Below are 16548 nucleotides of genomic sequence, written 5' to 3'. Positions count from 1 at the left end.
AGCCCGTTCGGTGACCCGCGCCTTCAGCGCGCGATCGTCGATGTGCGTCGGATCTTCTTCTGCAGCTGCAGAATTCCATAAACGAGCGCCTCGGCCGTCGGCGGGCAGCCCGGAACATAGACATCGACCGGCACGATGCGGTCGCAGCCGCGAACCACGGCGTATGAATAGTGATAATAGCCGCCACCATTGGCGCAGGAACCCATCGAGAGCACCCAGCGCGGCTCGGCCATCTGATCGTAGACCTTGCGCAAGGCAGGAGCCATCTTGTTGGTGAGCGTACCGGCGACGATCATCACGTCGGATTGGCGGGGAGAGCCGCGCGGCACGACGCCGAACCGGTCGAGATCGTAACGCGCCATATAGGCATGCATCATTTCGACGGCGCAGCAGGCCAGACCAAATGTCATCGGCCAGAGCGACCCCGTGCGCGCCCAGTTCACCAGCTTGTCCATCTGCGCGACGACGAAGCCCTTGTCCTGGAGCTCGTTCGTCACCTCGGTGAGGATCTGGTCCTGGAGCGGGCCGGGACGCAGAACACCACCTGAATTGGCTGGCACCGAAAGGGGCTGGCTCATTTGGTCTACTCCCATTCCCCAATTATTCCCACTCTAGGGCGCCCTTTTTCCACTCGTAGATGAACCCTACGGTGAGGACGCCGAGGAAGATGATCATCGACCAGAAGCCGAACATGCCGATATTGCCCAGCGACACGGCCCAGGGGAACAGGAACGCCACTTCGAGATCGAAGATGATGAACAGGATCGACACGAGATAGAAGCGGACGTCGAACTGGCGGCGGGCATCATCGAACGCCTCGAAACCGCACTCATAGGGCGACAGCTTTTCCGAATCAGGGTTCTGCTTGCCGAGAACGAGTGATGCCGTGACCATCACCAGCGTCAGCGCCGTTGCAATGATCAGAAAGATCAGGATCGGCAGATATTCTTTGAGTAGGTCGTCCATCCCTAGATGCTTTCCTACGCTCCATCACCCAATTCAATCCCAGGGGCGGCCTGGGGCCTCACCTGGGTTCATCCGCGCACCGGAATTGCAGCGGTCCTTTACGCCAATTTTTCGCAGCGCAAAAGACCCTGATCGCGACCAAAATCACGACTCCGGGTCGCCGACACTATAAAGAGGTTAATTGGGCCAAGGAAGGGTAAAAACCACCGCAAATCGCCGTGAATTGCCCGCCAAACGGCTCGGAACTAGTTGATTTTTCGTTAATATTCTGGAAGGGAGAATGGCGCGAGTGACGGGACTTGAACCCGCGGCCTCCGGCGTGACAGGCCGGCGCTCTAACCAACTGAGCTACACCCGCGCAAGACAGGATCGAAGCCTTTGATCAGGCTCGTCTGTTCGGCGGGGCAGCATGTACTTCAACCCTGCGGTAGCTGTCAACACGAATGACAATAATATCTCCCGGCTCATGCCGGAACGCCATGTTTCAGCGCGCTTTCCCTGGACTTGGCCCCAGGCCGCATGATGCGGCGCAGCACATTGCCGCTTCGGCAGCATGGTATTTTGGGCGTATGCTGATCATTGTGCAGGGAAATGGCGTCGCTAACGTGTAATCCCGGACCGCGAGGCAGGGTCTGGGTTGCTGAAATTGATCTTCCCGGCCGCGTCACCCGTACCCATTTGCCCTGCAGGCAACCGGCCATCAGATTTGGACAGCTGAACATCGCATGATAAAGACCAGAAAACGTACGCGCCTGCCCAGACTCGTCGCCCTTCTGGCGATCGCAGCGCTGGCTGGCGGCCTTTACTGGGGCCGCGACCACCTGCCGGAGAAATGGATGCCGGCCAGCCTGCTGCCAAGCTCCGCAGCCTCCCAGGCGCCTGGCGCAGCGGTCAAGGCCCCCCCCGTGCCGGTCTATATCGCCAAGGCGACGTCCGAGACTCTCACTCGCCGCTCGCGCTCGGTGGGCACGCTCACCGCTTCCGACACCGTGACCGTCAGCCCCGAAATTGCCGGCCGAATCATCAGCGTCTCCGCGTCCCAGGGGGGCACGGTCGCCAGGGGCGATGTGCTGGCTGAACTCGACACGTCCATCTACCGCGCCCAGGTCGCCGAGGCCGATGCCAAGATCAAGCTGTGGCGCGCCAATGCCGAGCGCGCCAACAGCCTGATGGCCAAGGGCGCCGGCACGCCAAAGGCCGTCGACGAGGCCGCCTCAGAGCTCGGCATCGCCGAAGCCGCCCTCAACCTTGCCCAGGCCAATCTCGCCAAGACGAAGATCACCGCGCCCTTCGACGGCGCGCTCGGCCTGCGCATGGTCAGCATCGGCGAGTACATGAATCCAGGCCAGGCGATCTTCACACTGAGCCGCATCGATCCCCTCTATGTCGACTTCTCCGTCCCGCAGACGGAGCTGGCGATCCTCAAGCAGGGCACCGCCGTCAGCATCCGTACGGACGCGTTCCCCGATGAGGCCTTCACCGGCAAGATTCTCGCCATCGATCCCAAGCTCGATGCCGCGACCCGCGCCGTCTCGGTGCGCGCCGAAATCGACAACAGGGATGGCAGACTGAAACCTGGCCTCTTCATCGAGGTCGAGATCGATGCCGGCATCATCAAGAACGCGGTCGTGGTGCCCGAACAGACCCTGGTCGCCCGCGGCGATCGGATATTCGTCTACGCCCTGGTCGACGGCAAGGCGGAGCTGAAGCCGGTCAAGACCGGCCTGCGCCAGGCCGGCAAGGTCCAGATCGTGGAGGGGCTGAGCGTCGGAGAAACGATCGTCACCGATGGCCAGATGAAATTGCGGCCCGGCGCTGATGCCGTCGTGGTCGAGCCGTAGGAGCCAAAGGGCATGCGCCTGCCAGAGCTTTGCATCCGCCGGCCGGTCTTCGCCACGGTCATCAACCTCGTCATCCTGCTGATCGGCATTATCGCCTATCAGCGCCTGGCGGTGCGCGAATATCCCAATATCGACGAACCGGTGGTCAGCGTCTCCGCGACCTTCCGCGGCGCCTCGGCCGAGATCATCGAACTGCAGGTGACGCAGCCGCTCGAGGAAAGCCTCTCCGGCATCGAAGGCATCGACTTCATCAAATCCACGAGCCGCGCCGAATCCTCCCGCATCAGCATCACCTTCCGCTCCGACCGCGATATCGATGCCGCCGCCGCCGATGTGCGCGACCGTGTCTCTCGCGCGCGCGGCAAGCTGCCCGACGATGTCGAGGAGCCGGTCATCGCCAAAGTCGAGGCCGACGCCCAGCCGATCATCTGGATGGCTTTCACCAGCGAGATGGATTCCTCGCTGCAGATCTCCGACTATGTAGACCGCTTCGTAAAGAACCGCCTGCAGACCCTGACCGGCATTTCCGAAGTGCGCATTTTCGGCGAACGCAAGCCCGCCATGCGCGTCTGGCTGAAGCCGGAACGGCTCGCCGCCTTCAAGCTCACCGTGCAGTCGATTGAGGACGCGCTCCGTGCGCAGAATGTCGAGATCCCGGCGGGCACCATCGAAAGCCAGTCGCGCGAATTCTCGGTCCTCTCCGATACCGGCATCAACACGCCGGAGGAATTCGCCGCGATCATCGTCAGCAAATCGAGCAAGGCGCTGGTCCGCCTTGGCGATGTCGCCGATATCGAGCTTGCAGCCTATGACGATTCCGTGCGCGCCCGCATCAACGGCAAGAACGGTGTCACGCTCGGCATCATCAAGCAGTCGACCGCCAACCCGCTCGACGTGTCGGAGGAGATCAGGGCAGCTTTGCCCGCCATCCAGCAATCCCTGCCCAGCGGCATGAAGCTGGAACTGGCCTACGATTCCTCGACCTTCATCGCCCGCTCGATCGAGAACGTCTATCGCACCATCGGCGAAGCCGTGGTGCTGGTCCTGCTGGTCATCATCTTCTTCCTGCGCTCGGTCCGCGCCACCATCATCCCGCTGGTGACCATTCCGCTTTCTCTGATCGGCGCCTGCGCGCTCATGTATGCGCTGGGCTTCACCCTCAACACGCTCACCATGCTGTCCTTCGTGCTGGCGATCGGCCTCGTGGTCGACGATGCCATCGTCATGCTGGAGAACATCCACCGCCATATCGAAGAAGGCCTCTCGCCCCTGCGGGCGGCCCTGGTCGGCAGCCGCGAGATTGCCTTTGCCGTGCTGGCCATGACCATCACGCTCGCCGCCGTCTATGTGCCGGTCGCCTTGCAGACCGGACGCACCGGAAAACTGTTTGTCGAATTTGCCCTGACACTGGCCGGCGCCGTGCTGATTTCGGGCTTCGTCGCCCTCACCCTCGCTCCGATGCTGTGCGCCAAGCTGCTGCCGGACCGCGAGCATGAAAAGCACGGTCCAGTTTACGGTGCCATCGAGTATCTGCTGGTGGGCCTCGCCAAGGGCTACCGCAGCAGCCTCGAACTCTGCATGAAGCTGCGCTGGCTGGTGGTCCTGCTGGTGATCGGCGTCGCAGGTTCGGCCTTCTGGCTGGTGAGCGGCCTGCGCTCCGAACTCACCCCGGTCGAGGATCGCGGCCTGCTGTTTGCAACCGTCACCGGCCCGGAAGGGGCCACCATCGACTACACCTCGGCCTATGTGCAGAAGATGGAAGCGCTGTTCGCGGCCATCCCCGAGGTGAGCGCCTTCAACACCGTGACCGGCAATCAAAGCCCCTCGCAGGCGATGGCACCCATCCGCCTGAAGCCCTGGGAGGAACGCGAACGCTCCTCCAAGGAAATCGCCGCCTCGTTGCGCGGGCCGCTGTCGCAACTTCCCGGCGTGAACGCCTTCGTCAACGTGCCGGCGTCACTCGGTGGCCGACCCAATCAGAAGGCTGCCGAGATCGTCATCCTCAGCACCGGCACCTATGAGGAGTTGGACGCCACCGCCCAGGCCGTGGTCGATGCGGCGCTGGATGACCCGCGCCTCGCCAACCCGGATTCCGATCTCAAATTATCCAAGCCGGAAATCCGCCTCACCGTCGATCGCGACAAGGCGGCCGATCTCGGCATCGATATCGACCGCATCGGCGCCACGATCGAATCCCTGCTGGCCGGCCGCGACGTCACGCGCTTCAAGCGCGATGGCCGGCAATACGATGTTGTGGTCAAGGTCGACGATCGCTCACGCACCACGCCGGACCAGGCAAAGCTCATCTATGTGCGCGCCGAAGGCGGGGCGATGATTCCCCTCTCAAACCTGGTGAGCATCCGCGAAACCGTGGCACCGAAGGACCTCAACCGCTGGAACCAGCTGCGCGCCGCCACCGTATCGGTCAACGCGGCTCCGGGCATCACCTCCGGCGAAGCGCTACAGGCGCTGCAGGAGATCGTGGCGCGAACCCTGCCCAACACCATGCAGATCGACTATGCCGGCCAGTCGCGCGAATTCCTGGCCTCCAGCCAGAGCGGCGTCACGGTGTTCATCCTCGCCCTCGTCTTCATCTATCTGGTGCTCTCCGCCCAGTTCGAGAGCTTCCGCGATCCGTTCATCATCATGCTGACGGTGCCGCTCGCCATGACCGGCGCCCTCATTGCCATGCACATGACCGGCGGCACGCTCAATGTCTACAGCCAGATCGGCCTCGTGACGCTGATCGGCCTCATCACCAAGCATGGCATCCTGATCGTCGAATTCGCCAATCAGCGCCGCGAGGCGGGTGCCGACCGCATTCGAGCCGTGATCGATGCCGCCGTCTTGCGCCTGCGGCCGATCCTCATGACCACCGGCGCCATGGTGCTGGGCACGATCCCGCTGGCATTGGCCGAGGGTGCCGGCGCCGAATCGCGCCAGGCGATCGGCTGGGTCATCGTCGGCGGCCTCACCTTCGGCAGCTTCTTCACATTGTTCGTGGTGCCGGTCGCCTACAGCCTGATCGCGGCCCGGGTCAGCGAATCAGCTGATCGGCAATTGTCTGATCCAGCCCCGACTGGGACAAATGCTCCCGAAAGCGCGCCAGCCGAGTGAACACGTCCTCGAAGCCGATCTGCTGGCCCTTGGCATCGGTATAGACCAGCGACCCGCGCGTGACGAAGAACGTGCTCATGCCGCGTTTCTCGTCGGCATGGAGTGTATGCACCTCGCCCGGCGGTTCGTAGATGAAGCTGCCGGTCTCGGCCACCCAATCATGTTCCAGATAGCGCCACGCCCCCTCCAGCACGAAGGCATGGACCGGCGCCGTGTGATAGTGGCAGGCAAGGCTGCCACCCGGCGTCACCTTCAGCACGTTCGACCAGGCGCCGTTGGAGCAATCGAACATCAGCGGCCGGAACTGCACCTCATCCGTGATCGGGACCCAGAGCGGATCGTCCGCCGATACATGCTGCACGATCTCGGTCATTTCGTTGACGCTGCTGAACTTCATGGCTGCTCTCAGGTTGATGGCATGGCTGTGGCTGGGGCGGCGCGGCGGATGGTTACGACCGCGATGGCCCCAAGGATGAGCGCGCCGCCCCAGAATACGCTGGCCACCGGCACTTCGCCATGCACCAGCCAGACCCAGAACGGATTGAGAAACGCATCGGCGAGCGAAATCAGCACCATCTGCACGGCGGGCACATAACGCGCCCCGCGCATATAGAGCACGAGCGGCAGCGCCAGCTGCACTGTGCCCATGACGGCGAGGATCATGGCTTCGTTGAGGCTGATCGGCTTCAGGCCTACCGTCAGCGACACGGCGATGAGGATGCCGAACCCGCCGACGATCAGCGACGGCGCCATCTCGACCGAATGATAGCGCCGCAGGGTGACGCTCTGCCCGGCAAAGCAGAGAGCGACCACGAGGGCGATGAGCGATCCTTGCAGACCACTGATCGAGACACCGCTCTCGCCGAAGGCGACGATGGCGACGCCGGCCAGGGCCACCAGGATGGCGACGAACACCATGAGGCGCGTACGCTCGCCCAACCACATCCAGGCGAGGAGCGCCGCAAAGAGCGGCGAGGTGGCGGCGACGCAGGAAACGGCGGCGACACTGCTCTGCTGCATGGCGAGGATATAGAGCGATGAGCCGATGCCGAAGAAGCCGGCCGTGGCGATGAGGGGGATCGGTGTCGCCTGCCTGAAATGGGCGATCACCTGGCCACGGTAGCGCAACAGCATCCAGACCAGGAGCGCGCAGCTCATGGAGGCACCGCGATAGGCGTTGAAGGTCCAGGGGTCGATCTCGGGGACATAGCGAACAAAGATGCCGCTGAGGCTCCAGCCGATCGTCGCCCCGATCGCCAGCAGCACACCCTTCATTTCATTCGACATTTTGTCCCCACACCACCCCAACCCCAGGCACCTTATAGGGCCTTTCCTCCCATATCCAGGCCCCTGAAAACCGCCCTCTTCCCGGTTGTCGGCCGGAAACGCGCATGCTATTGTCCATACATGTATATACAAGTTAACGCGATGGAGTGTCGCCCATGAACGCCCCCACCACCAACCAGCGCATCATCCGTGCCTCGCGCGGCACCACGCTCAACGCCAAGTCCTGGGCGACCGAGGCGCCGCTCCGCATGCTGATGAACAATCTCGATCCGGAAGTGGCCGAGAATCCTGGTGAGCTGGTGGTCTATGGCGGCATCGGCAAGGCCGCGCGCAACTGGGCCTGCTTCGACAAGATCGTCGAGACGCTGAAGAAGATGGAGAAGGACGAAACACTCCTCATCCAATCCGGCAAGCCCGTCGGCGTGTTCCGCACCCATGAGAATGCGCCCCGCGTGCTGCTTGCCAATTCCAACCTCGTGCCGCATTGGGCGACCTGGGATCATTTCCGCGAACTGGATGCCAAGGGCCTGATGATGTACGGCCAGATGACCGCAGGCTCCTGGATCTATATCGGCAGCCAGGGCATCGTGCAGGGCACCTATGAGACCTTCGTCGAGGCCGGGCGCCAGCATTACGGCGGCGACCTGAAGGGCCGCTGGATCCTGACCGGGGGCCTCGGCGGCATGGGCGGCGCGCAGCCCCTGGCCGCGACCATGGCCGGCGCCTCGATGATCGCCGTCGAATGCGAACCTTCGCGCATCGAGAAGCGGCTGGAGACGCGCTATGTCGACGTCAAGGCGAACTCCCTCGATGAAGCGCTGGCGCTGCTCGACAAGGCCAAGAAGGACGGCAAGCCGATCTCGATCGGCCTCCTTGGCAATGCCGCCGAGATCTTCCCAGAAATGTACAAGCGTGGCTTGCGTCCAGACATGGTGACTGACCAGACCAGCGCCCATGATCCCTTGAACGGCTACCTGCCTGCCGGCGGGTCGCTCGCCAAGGCCGCCGAGATGCGCGTGAAGGATCCGGCCGCCGTCATCAAGGCCGCCAAGGAATCGATGGGCGTCCAGGTGCGTGCGATGCTCGACTTTCAGAAGATGGGCGTCCCCACCTTCGACTACGGCAACAACATCCGCCAGATGGCCAAGGAAGTGGGCGTCACCAACGCGTTCGATTTCCCGGGCTTCGTCCCGGCCTATATCCGCCCCCTCTTCTGCCGCGGCGTGGGACCGTTCCGCTGGGTTGCACTCTCGGGCGACCCCGAGGACATCTACAAGACCGATGCCAAGGTCAAGGAACTGCTCCCTGACGACAAGCATCTCCACAACTGGCTCGACATGGCAGCGAGCCGCATCAAGTTCCAGGGCCTCCCCGCCCGCATCTGCTGGGTGGGCTTGGGCCAGCGCATGAAGCTGGGCCTCGCCTTCAACTAGATGGTGCGCAAGGGCGAGCTGAAGGCGCCGATCGTTATCGGCCGCGACCATCTTGATTCAGGCTCGGTCGCCAGCCCCAACCGCGAAACCGAAGGCATGATGGACGGCTCGGATGCGGTCTCCGACTGGCCGCTCCTGAACGCTCTCCTCAACACGGCGTCCGGTGCCACCTGGGTCAGCCTCCATCATGGCGGCGGTGTCGGCATGGGCTTCTCGCAGCATTCCGGCATGGTGGTGCTCTGCGACGGCTCGGAAGACGCCGACCGGCGCCTGCGCAACGTGCTGACCAACGATCCCGGCACCGGGGTCATGCGCCATGCCGATGCGGGATATGAGAGCGCCATTGAATGCGCGCGCGAACAGGGTCTAAATCTGCCGATGCTCAACAAGTAGAGAACCGGCACCTTCATGACCTGGGACGCCCTGCTGACCGACTGCCGCGCCGCGACCATGTCGGAGAACGGCCAGCCTTACGGCGCCATCGATGATGCGGCCGTGGCGATTGCCGATGGCAGGATCGCCTGGATCGGCAAGCGCGCCGACCTTCCCGCGGGCGACGCCAAGGAAACCGTCAAGCTCGGCGGTCGCTGGGTGACGCCGGGCCTCATCGATTGCCACACGCATCTTGTCTATGGCGGCGACCGCGCGGCGGAATTCGAACTCCGCCTCAAGGGCGCCACCTATGAGGAGATCGCCAAAGCCGGCGGCGGCATCGCCTCCACCGTCAAGGCGACCCGGGCCGCGACCCTCGATGACCTCGTCACCTCGGCCGGTAAGCGCCTGGCGGAACTGACGGCGGAAGGCGTCACCACGATCGAGATCAAATCCGGCTATGGCCTCGATCTGGCGAACGAACGCAAGCAGTTGGCCGCCGCGCGGAAGCTTGGCGACAGCCATCGGGTCACGGTACGCACCACCTGCCTTGCCGCCCATGCGCTGCCGCCGGAGTTTGCCGGCAACAGTGACGGCTATATCGACCTTGTCTGCCATGAGATCCTGCCCGCCATCGCCGGCGAGCATCTCGCCGATGCGGTCGATGCGTTCTGCGAAAAGATCGCGTTCACGCCGGCGCAGACCCGCCGTGTGTTCGACACGGCGCGGAAACTGGGCCTGCCGGTGAAGCTCCATGCGGAGCAACTCTCGGACCAGGGCGGCACGCAGCTCGCCACCGAGTTCAACGCGCTCTCCTGCGATCACCTCGAATATGTGAGCGATGCCGGCATCAATGCCATGGCCAGGGCCGGCACCATCGCCGTGCTGCTGCCCGGCGCCTTCTATGCCTTGCGTGAAACGAAACTGCCGCCGATCGAGGGCTTCCGCAAAGCAGGCGTGCCCATCGCCATCTCGACCGACCACAATCCCGGCACCTCGCCCACCTTGTCGCTGCTTCTCATGCTGAGCATGGCCACCACCTTCTTCCGCCTGACACCAGAGGAAGTGCTGCTGGGCGCTACACGCCACGCCGCCCGGGCGCTGGGGCTGGAGGGCAGTCACGGCATTCTGAAGACCGGCATGGCGGCCGACATCGCGATCTGGTCGGTCGAGCGGCCGGCGGAGCTCAGCTACTGGTTCGGCGGCAATCCCTGCGCCGGCATCATCAAGACCGGCAATTGGGTGAAACGATGCGCCTGAAGCTTCTTGGTCCGACCGATTACAAGCGCATGCCGTGGAAAAACGGCGGCGGCTCGACGCTGGAGCTGCTGCAGGATCCGGCCCCCGATGGCGGCTTCAACTGGCGTCTCTCCGTCGCCGACGTGGCAACACCCGGACCCTTCTCGACCTTCGAGGGCATCGACCGCCAGATCATGCTGATCGGTGGCAACGGCATGGTGCTGAGCTTCGATAACGCGGCACCGCCGGTGGTGATCGCAAAGCCGCTGCGCCCCCATGCCTTCAAGGGCGAATGGAAAACCGATTGCCGCCTGATCGACGGCGCCATCCAGGATTTCAACGTCATGGTGCGGCGCGCCTGGGGCATGGCGGCGGTTAATGCCTTCGACCTCGTCAAGGATCAGCGCCTGACACTCGCCGTGGCGCCGCTTACCATCCTCCATCTCCTCAACGGCGCCGCCGAGTGCGGCGGTGAGATCTTGCAGGACGGCAACACGCTGCACCTTGAAAGCGACAGCACGGAAACCGTGGCGATCACCGTCACCAGCCCTAAGGCAAGGCTGATCGTGATCTCCCTGAAAGCCGATGAAGGCAAAGCCCCATGAGCTTGGACGCCTATGATTTCATCCCCGGCACTTCACCCCTTCTCATCAGCATGCCGCATGTCGGCACCGGGCTGATGCCGGAGGTGGCGGCTGGTCTCGCCAGCCCCGCCCAGGGCCTGTGCGATACCGATTGGCATCTGCCGATCCTCTATGATTTTGCCCGAGCGATGGGGGCGAGCCTGCTCATTGCCCGCTGGTCGCGCTTCAACATCGACCTCAACCGCCCCTCCGACGACAAGCCGCTCTACGCCACGGCGACCACCGGCCTCTATCCCGATACGCTGTTCGATGGCCAGCCGCTCTTTGCCCCCGGCAAGATGCCCGGCGCCGAAACCCGTGGGCGCTATCTCGACGATATCTGGCATCCCTACCACAACCGCATCGGCGCCGAGCTCGCGCGCCTGACAGCCGAGCACGGCCATGCGGTCCTGTTCGACGCGCATTCGATCAAGGGTCATGTGCCGCGCCTGTTCGAGGGGCAATTGCCCGATTTCAACATCGGCACCAACGAGGGCAAGAGCTGCGCGCCGGCGCTGACCGCTGAGCTCGCCAGGACCTGCGACGTGCCTGGCTACACCCATGTCGTGAATGGCCGCTTCAAGGGCGGCCATATCACCCGCCAGTACGGCAACCCGGGCCAGGGCGTCCACGCCGTCCAGCTCGAACTGGCCCAGCGCACCTATATGCGCGAGGAGCCGCCCTTCGACTACCAGGCCGGTCTCGCCACCCGCGTCCAGTCGGTCCTCGCCCGCTTTGTTGAGACGATGGTGCAGTGGCGACCGGCTTGATTTTGGCTGCTTCTGACTGAATGTACAGAAACACCCCTCACCCTGACCCTCTCCCGCAAGGGGAGACGGAATGAAATCTGCCGGCAATATCCAGCCTTGCCATTCATTTCAGATGTGAATGCGTGCTCACGCCCCTCTCCCCTCGCGGGAGAGGGGTTGGGGTGAGGGGGACTTGCAGACCCGGACGTCACCGCGTAGAAAATACGCAATGCGGGGACCAAGCTTCCTTTCAAGACTGCGCCGCCGGTCGCTCTGGCCGGTTCTGGCGCTGGCCTATGTGCTGCTGTTCCAGTCGATCCTGGGGCTGGCGGCATCGAACGCCCATGCCCTGGCCATGGCGCAACATGAGGCGCTCGGCCTCGGCATGCTGTGCCTCGAGGACGGCCGAATCGTCGTGGCCGACCCCGCCAAATCCGCGCCAGACAGCCAGGTGCCGGATGGCGATTGCCTCGCCTGCAAGATCGCCTGCGCCGCCGCCATCGGCATGCCGGTCCTCCCGGTGCCGGACGCCACGGCCCAGTTCATCGTCTATCCGCGCGCATCGATCGCCTCCGTGCCACGGGCCGAGATCGTCTTTGCACGCACTGTCCTCTTCCCCTCCGACCTCCCCTCGCGGGCACCCCCAGCCGCGCTGATCTGAGCGACCTTTCACCTCGATCAGCCACGAGCGCGCCCTTGCGCGCGCAATTCCATGGGGAATTACCATGTCCATTGCCAATTCCGCGGCACCCTCGCCGCTCTACCGCGCCATCTGGCGCTGGCATTTCTATGCCGGCCTGATGGTCATCCCGTTCATGATCCTGCTGGCCGTGACCGGCGGTGCCTATCTCTTCAAAGACGAACTCAACCGCGTCCTCTATGCGCAGTATCTGGTCGTCGAGCCGCAGGCCCAGGCACCGCTGTCACCCGACGACATCCTGGCGCGCGCCCTCGCCGTCCTGCCCTCCACGGCAACGGCCTACCTGCCACCGAATGCCGCCGACGCCTCCGCCATCGTCACGATCAAGGGCGACTCCGGCAAGCAGCGCGTCTATCTCAATCCCTATTCCGGCGACGTGTTGGGAATCCTCAGTGACGGTGGTGCCGCGCGCTCGCCGATCATGCTGCTCATCCGCAAGATCCACAGCCTCGACTATTTCGGCTGGATCGCCAATCGCGTCATCGAGCTGGTGGCCGGCTGGGCCATCGTCCTGGTGGTGAGCGGCATCTATCTCTGGTGGCCGCGCAACAAGGGCGTCGGTGTCTTCAAGATCCGCAGCGGCGCCGTGAAGCGGCCCTTCTGGCGCGACCTCCATGCGGTGACCGGCATCTATACCGGCTTTTTCATCGTCTTCCTGGCGCTGACGGGTCTTCCCTGGTCGGGTTTCTGGGGCGACAAGGTGAACACCTATGTGAACGAGGCCGGCATCGGCTATCCCACCGGCTATTGGGACAACGTGCCCGTTTCGACCGTGCCGATGAAGGATGCGATGACGCAGGTGAACTGGACCATGGAAAATGCGCCCATGCCGGAATCGACTCCCACAGGAGAGCCGGCGTTCAGCCTCGCCCGTGCCGTGGCAACCTTCGACCAACTCGGCATCGCCAAGGGCTACGCTGTCGATCTGCCGCAGGGTCCCGAGGCCGTCTACACCGCCTCGGTCTATCCTGACAACATCGCCGATGAGCGGATCATCCATCTCGACCAATACAGCGGTAAAATCCTGTTCGATGCCGGCTTCAAGGACCTCGGCGCCGGCGGCAAGGCCATCGAATGGGGCATCAGCGTGCATATGGGCCAGGAATTCGGGCTCATCAACCAGCTCGTGATGACGGGCGCCTGTCTTGCCATCGTCTTGATGTGCGTGTCCGCCACCATCATGTGGTGGAAACGCCGCCCGAAGGGATCGCTCGGCGCGCCGCGCTATCCCAGCGACTACCGTGTCGCCAAGGGCGCCGTTCTCATCCTGGCGGTACTGGGGATCGTCTTTCCGCTGGTTGGACTATCGATCCTGGTTGCCCTGGCGATCGACTTCATGGTCCCGCGCGGCTGGCGCGCAAAGGCAGCCTAGCCCGGCGGCGTCCGCCATATCCTGGCAACGCTTCGCACATCGTCGGCGATCTTCGGCCAGACCTCCCCCAGCACGCGCGCCAGATAGGCCAGCGGCAGATGGAGAATGACGAGGATCGCCGGCAGGGCGATTTCTATCGGCAGATCGAGCGCGTCTGCTTCGCCGAGCAGGCCGTCGAACAGGGTCCGGGCGTTGACCGCGATGGCGGCCAGCACGCCGATGGCGATGGCAAGCTTCAGCCAACCTTCACCAGTCAGCGTGACATCCTGCAGTTTCAGGCGCCGCCGCAGCCACTCAACGCAGACCGCAAGCAATGCTGCGCCGAAAGCCGCAACGAATGGCCAGACAAACTTGAGCAACTCGTCCCATGAGAACAGCGCAGGCAGGCACAGCAGCACGAGCAAGCCATAGACATACCAGCGCCCACCCGGCCAGGCGCGGGCCTTGCCTGTCTGCACGTCGCGCAGGCGAACCCCCAGAAATCCGAACGCGACACAGAAGATCAGTTGCTCGGCATTGACCCATAATCCCCGTTGCGCCAGCAGCAGGGACCCCGCATTGGCGATCGCCAGGAGAATGATCGTCACGACGAGGGCATAGCCGATGCCACCGTATCCCAGCAGATAGCCAGCCATGAGCGCCGCCAACGGCAGAGCGAGATGCTGGCCGTAGAAACCAACATAGCCGGCGCTTGGGGGCAGTTCGGGCAGGTAAGCCCAGGTCAGCTGCGGTAACACGGCGAGTAACACGAAGCCCGCAATCGTCAAATAAGGATGCTGCCAGGGGTTACGGGTGTCATCCATGCTGGCCACAATGCGCCCCGCGAAGAAGTAGCCAAGGCCGACCGCAAACGTCGCCAGATCGTCGAGATGATACCGCACCTCCACCACCCCTGCCGGCGGCAACTGGCCGATGCCAAGAAGAATGCCGATGAGGGTCGCTGCGGCCAGTCCACCCACAACCCAGATCGTGCGAATGCCGGCCAGCCCCTGGACGAAGAGAGCCAGGAAAAATAGTGAGAGCAGCGGAAAATAGATTTCAGCGACGATGTCATCCTGCAGATCATGCCGGCCAAAGAACAGGCTGAGCGGGAGAAGGATGACAACCGCGGTGAACAGCCAGGGTGAGCGCCAGAAGGTGTTGCTCCCGATCAGCGCACCGACCGGATCGGTCGAGAGCGTCGCTCGGCACACCCAGAGGCCGATGAGATAGATGTCGATACCGCCGCCGAACGTCCCGCCCGACGTCTCCAGATACGGCGCCAGTGCCAGCACTCCACCCAGGAGCACCGTCATGAACCCGGCTGATCCGTAGCGCCGGCCAAGCAGCGCTGCAATCGGAATGAACAGATACGGCAAGGAGAGTGAAACGCCCGCGAAGACGGGCGAGCTGTAGAGGAGCAACGGCAGGAGCGGTACCAGCACCCACGGCATGACGACCCTCCCCCATCAGGGTTCGCGCGACACCTACATGATCGACGCGATCAAACTACTGCCTTCACCGCGGCAGCAAAGGCTCGGCCAGCCTCGATTTCGTCGGCGTGGCGGCCATCCTGAACGACCCATTCGCCGCCCACCATGACATCCTTCACCATGCCATTGAGGCCAGCGAACAGCCAGCGCCCCAGAATGTCATCGCCCCCGACATGGGCCAGCAGCGGATGCTGGCCGTCGAGCACTACCAGATCGGAGCGATGCCCCACGGCGATCGCCCCCATCTTCTGCCCCAGCGCCTGGGCGCCACCCTGCAATGCCGCGCGGTAGAGATGACCCGCCACATGCTTGTTGGCACCGTATAGCCGGTTGCGCCGTTCATGCTTCAGCCGCTGGCCATATTCCAGCCAGCGCAATTCCTCGACCACACTCAGCGAGACATGGCTGTCCGACCCGATGCCAATGATTCCGCCTTCGGCCAGGAACTCAACCGCCGGAAACAGACCGTCGCCAAGGTTGCCCTCGGTCGTCGGACAGAGGCCCGCTACAGCACGGCTCCTGGCCATCGCCGTCACTTCATCGGCCTCGGCATGGGTCGCATGAATGAGACACCAGCGATTGTCGACCGGCACATTGTCATAAAGCCATTGGATCGGACGCCGCCCGCTCCACGCCTGGCAATCATCCACTTCCTTCTGTTGTTCGGCGATGTGTACATGCACCGGACGGCCATCCTTGCTGCTGCCCATGACCGCCTTGATCTCGTCCAGGGTCACCGCGCGCAGGGAATGGAAGCAGAAGCCGAGACGCTTGCCGGGACCGTCGCAATCCTTGGCCAGGATCTCCTGCAGTTTCAGATACTGGTCGGCCGAATTGATGAAGCGCCGCTGGCCGTCGGTCGGCGCCTTGCCGCCGAAGCCGCCATGGGCGTAGAGCACGGGTAGCAGCGTGATGCCGATCCCGGCGCGCTCGGCAGCACGCAGCAGCCGGCGCGACATCTCGGCCGGGTCGGCATAGGGCTTCCCGTCCAGTCCATGATGGAGATAGTGGAACTCGGCCACCGCGGTATAGCCGCCCTTCAGCATGTCGATATAGAGATAGCGAGCGATGTCCTCGACCTGGTCAGGTGTGAGCCGTCCCACCAGCCGGTACATGAGGTCGCGCCAGGTCCAGAAACTGTCCTCTGGATTGAGCGCCACCTCGGCCAGGCCCGCCATCGCGCGCTGAAAGGCGTGGGAGTGGAGATTTGGCATGCCCGGCAGGACGGGACCGCGGCACTGGTCGGCATCTGCCGGCGCCGTCACACCCGTCTTGATGCTCGTCACTGTGCCGGAGCGGTCGAACTCGATCAGGACCTGCTCGGCCCAGCCCTCCGGCAGCAAGGCAATAGGGGCAAAAACGGCGCGCGGCATGGGG

Annotated in this window: 13 protein-coding genes, 1 tRNA gene and 1 pseudogene; 8 read left to right on the top strand and 7 right to left on the bottom strand. The window is 63.7% G+C overall.

What is annotated here, in order from left to right:
• Positions 1 to 23: 23 nt before the first annotated feature.
• From IPK59_00780 to IPK59_00770, 3 genes are all read right to left on the bottom strand, one after another.
• Complete coding sequence (locus IPK59_00780) at positions 24 to 593, bottom strand: NADH-quinone oxidoreductase subunit B (GenBank protein ID MBK8157395.1); 570 nt, start codon at positions 591 to 593, stop codon at positions 24 to 26.
• A 7-nt stretch (positions 594 to 600) separates the two neighbouring features.
• Positions 601 to 966, bottom strand: coding sequence for an NADH-quinone oxidoreductase subunit A (locus IPK59_00775; protein MBK8157394.1), 366 nt, complete (start codon positions 964 to 966; stop codon positions 601 to 603).
• Positions 967 to 1247: 281 nt separating this feature from the next.
• Positions 1248 to 1324: transfer RNA gene (locus IPK59_00770), tRNA-Asp, on the bottom strand.
• A gap of 367 nt (positions 1325 to 1691) precedes the next feature.
• On the opposite strand from IPK59_00770, the gene IPK59_00765 reads away from it, so the two are divergent.
• Both IPK59_00765 and IPK59_00760 read left to right on the top strand, forming a co-directional pair.
• A complete protein-coding gene (locus tag IPK59_00765; GenBank protein MBK8157393.1) occupies positions 1692 to 2807 on the top strand; it encodes an efflux RND transporter periplasmic adaptor subunit in 1116 nt (371 codons plus the stop codon).
• Positions 2808 to 2819: 12 nt separating this feature from the next.
• Entirely contained in the window at positions 2820 to 5924 is a 3105-nt protein-coding gene (locus IPK59_00760; protein ID MBK8157392.1) for an efflux RND transporter permease subunit, read from the top strand.
• On the opposite strand, the gene IPK59_00755 is transcribed toward IPK59_00760, so the two are convergent.
• Together IPK59_00755 and IPK59_00750 are read right to left on the bottom strand one after the other, a co-directional pair.
• Positions 5845 to 6321: a 2,4'-dihydroxyacetophenone dioxygenase family protein gene (locus IPK59_00755; protein MBK8157391.1), complete on the bottom strand. Its 477-nt coding sequence runs from the start codon at positions 6319 to 6321 to the stop codon at positions 5845 to 5847. The genes IPK59_00760 and IPK59_00755 overlap by 80 nt on opposite strands.
• Positions 6322 to 6329: 8 nt before the next feature.
• Positions 6330 to 7211 (bottom strand): DMT family transporter, encoded by an 882-nt coding sequence (locus IPK59_00750; protein ID MBK8157390.1) that lies wholly within the window; start codon positions 7209 to 7211, stop codon positions 6330 to 6332.
• A gap of 155 nt (positions 7212 to 7366) precedes the next feature.
• Between IPK59_00750 and hutU the strand changes: the two are divergent.
• The 6 genes and pseudogenes from hutU to IPK59_00720 all read left to right on the top strand — a co-directional run bounded on the left by hutU (position 7367) and on the right by IPK59_00720 (position 13699).
• Positions 7367 to 9037: pseudogene (hutU, locus tag IPK59_00745) on the top strand (urocanate hydratase).
• Positions 9038 to 9052: 15 nt separating this feature from the next.
• Positions 9053 to 10276 carry an imidazolonepropionase gene (locus IPK59_00740; GenBank protein ID MBK8157389.1) on the top strand — a complete coding sequence of 408 codons (1224 nt, stop codon included), beginning with the start codon at positions 9053 to 9055 and terminating at the stop codon, positions 10274 to 10276.
• Positions 10267 to 10860 (top strand): HutD family protein, encoded by a 594-nt coding sequence (locus IPK59_00735; GenBank protein MBK8157388.1) that lies wholly within the window; start codon positions 10267 to 10269, stop codon positions 10858 to 10860. The genes IPK59_00740 and IPK59_00735 overlap by 10 nt, the downstream gene beginning before the upstream one ends.
• Positions 10857 to 11648: an N-formylglutamate deformylase gene (hutG, locus tag IPK59_00730; GenBank protein ID MBK8157387.1), complete on the top strand. Its 792-nt coding sequence runs from the start codon at positions 10857 to 10859 to the stop codon at positions 11646 to 11648. The genes IPK59_00735 and hutG overlap by 4 nt, the downstream gene beginning before the upstream one ends.
• A 208-nt stretch (positions 11649 to 11856) precedes the next feature.
• Positions 11857 to 12288 carry a hypothetical protein gene (locus IPK59_00725; GenBank protein MBK8157386.1) on the top strand — a complete coding sequence of 144 codons (432 nt, stop codon included), beginning with the start codon at positions 11857 to 11859 and terminating at the stop codon, positions 12286 to 12288.
• Between the two features lie 64 nt (positions 12289 to 12352).
• The gene (locus IPK59_00720; protein MBK8157385.1) at positions 12353 to 13699 is read left to right on the top strand and encodes a PepSY domain-containing protein; all 1347 of its coding nucleotides are present in this window, start codon (positions 12353 to 12355) and stop codon (positions 13697 to 13699) included.
• On the opposite strand, the gene IPK59_00715 is transcribed toward IPK59_00720, so the two are convergent.
• Positions 13696 to 15132, bottom strand: a complete 1437-nt coding sequence (locus IPK59_00715; protein MBK8157384.1) for a hypothetical protein — start codon at positions 15130 to 15132, stop codon at positions 13696 to 13698. The two genes, IPK59_00720 and IPK59_00715, sit on opposite strands and share 4 nt — an antisense overlap.
• Before the next feature lie 50 nt (positions 15133 to 15182).
• Entirely contained in the window at positions 15183 to 16544 is a 1362-nt protein-coding gene (locus tag IPK59_00710) for a formimidoylglutamate deiminase (protein MBK8157383.1), read from the bottom strand.
• Positions 16545 to 16548 lie beyond the last annotated feature (4 nt).

This window comes from Rhodospirillaceae bacterium, from assembly GCA_016712715.1.
Taxonomy (GTDB): domain Bacteria; phylum Pseudomonadota; class Alphaproteobacteria; order Dongiales; family Dongiaceae; genus Dongia.
This window is presented reverse-complemented; position numbering and strand designations above follow the sequence as displayed.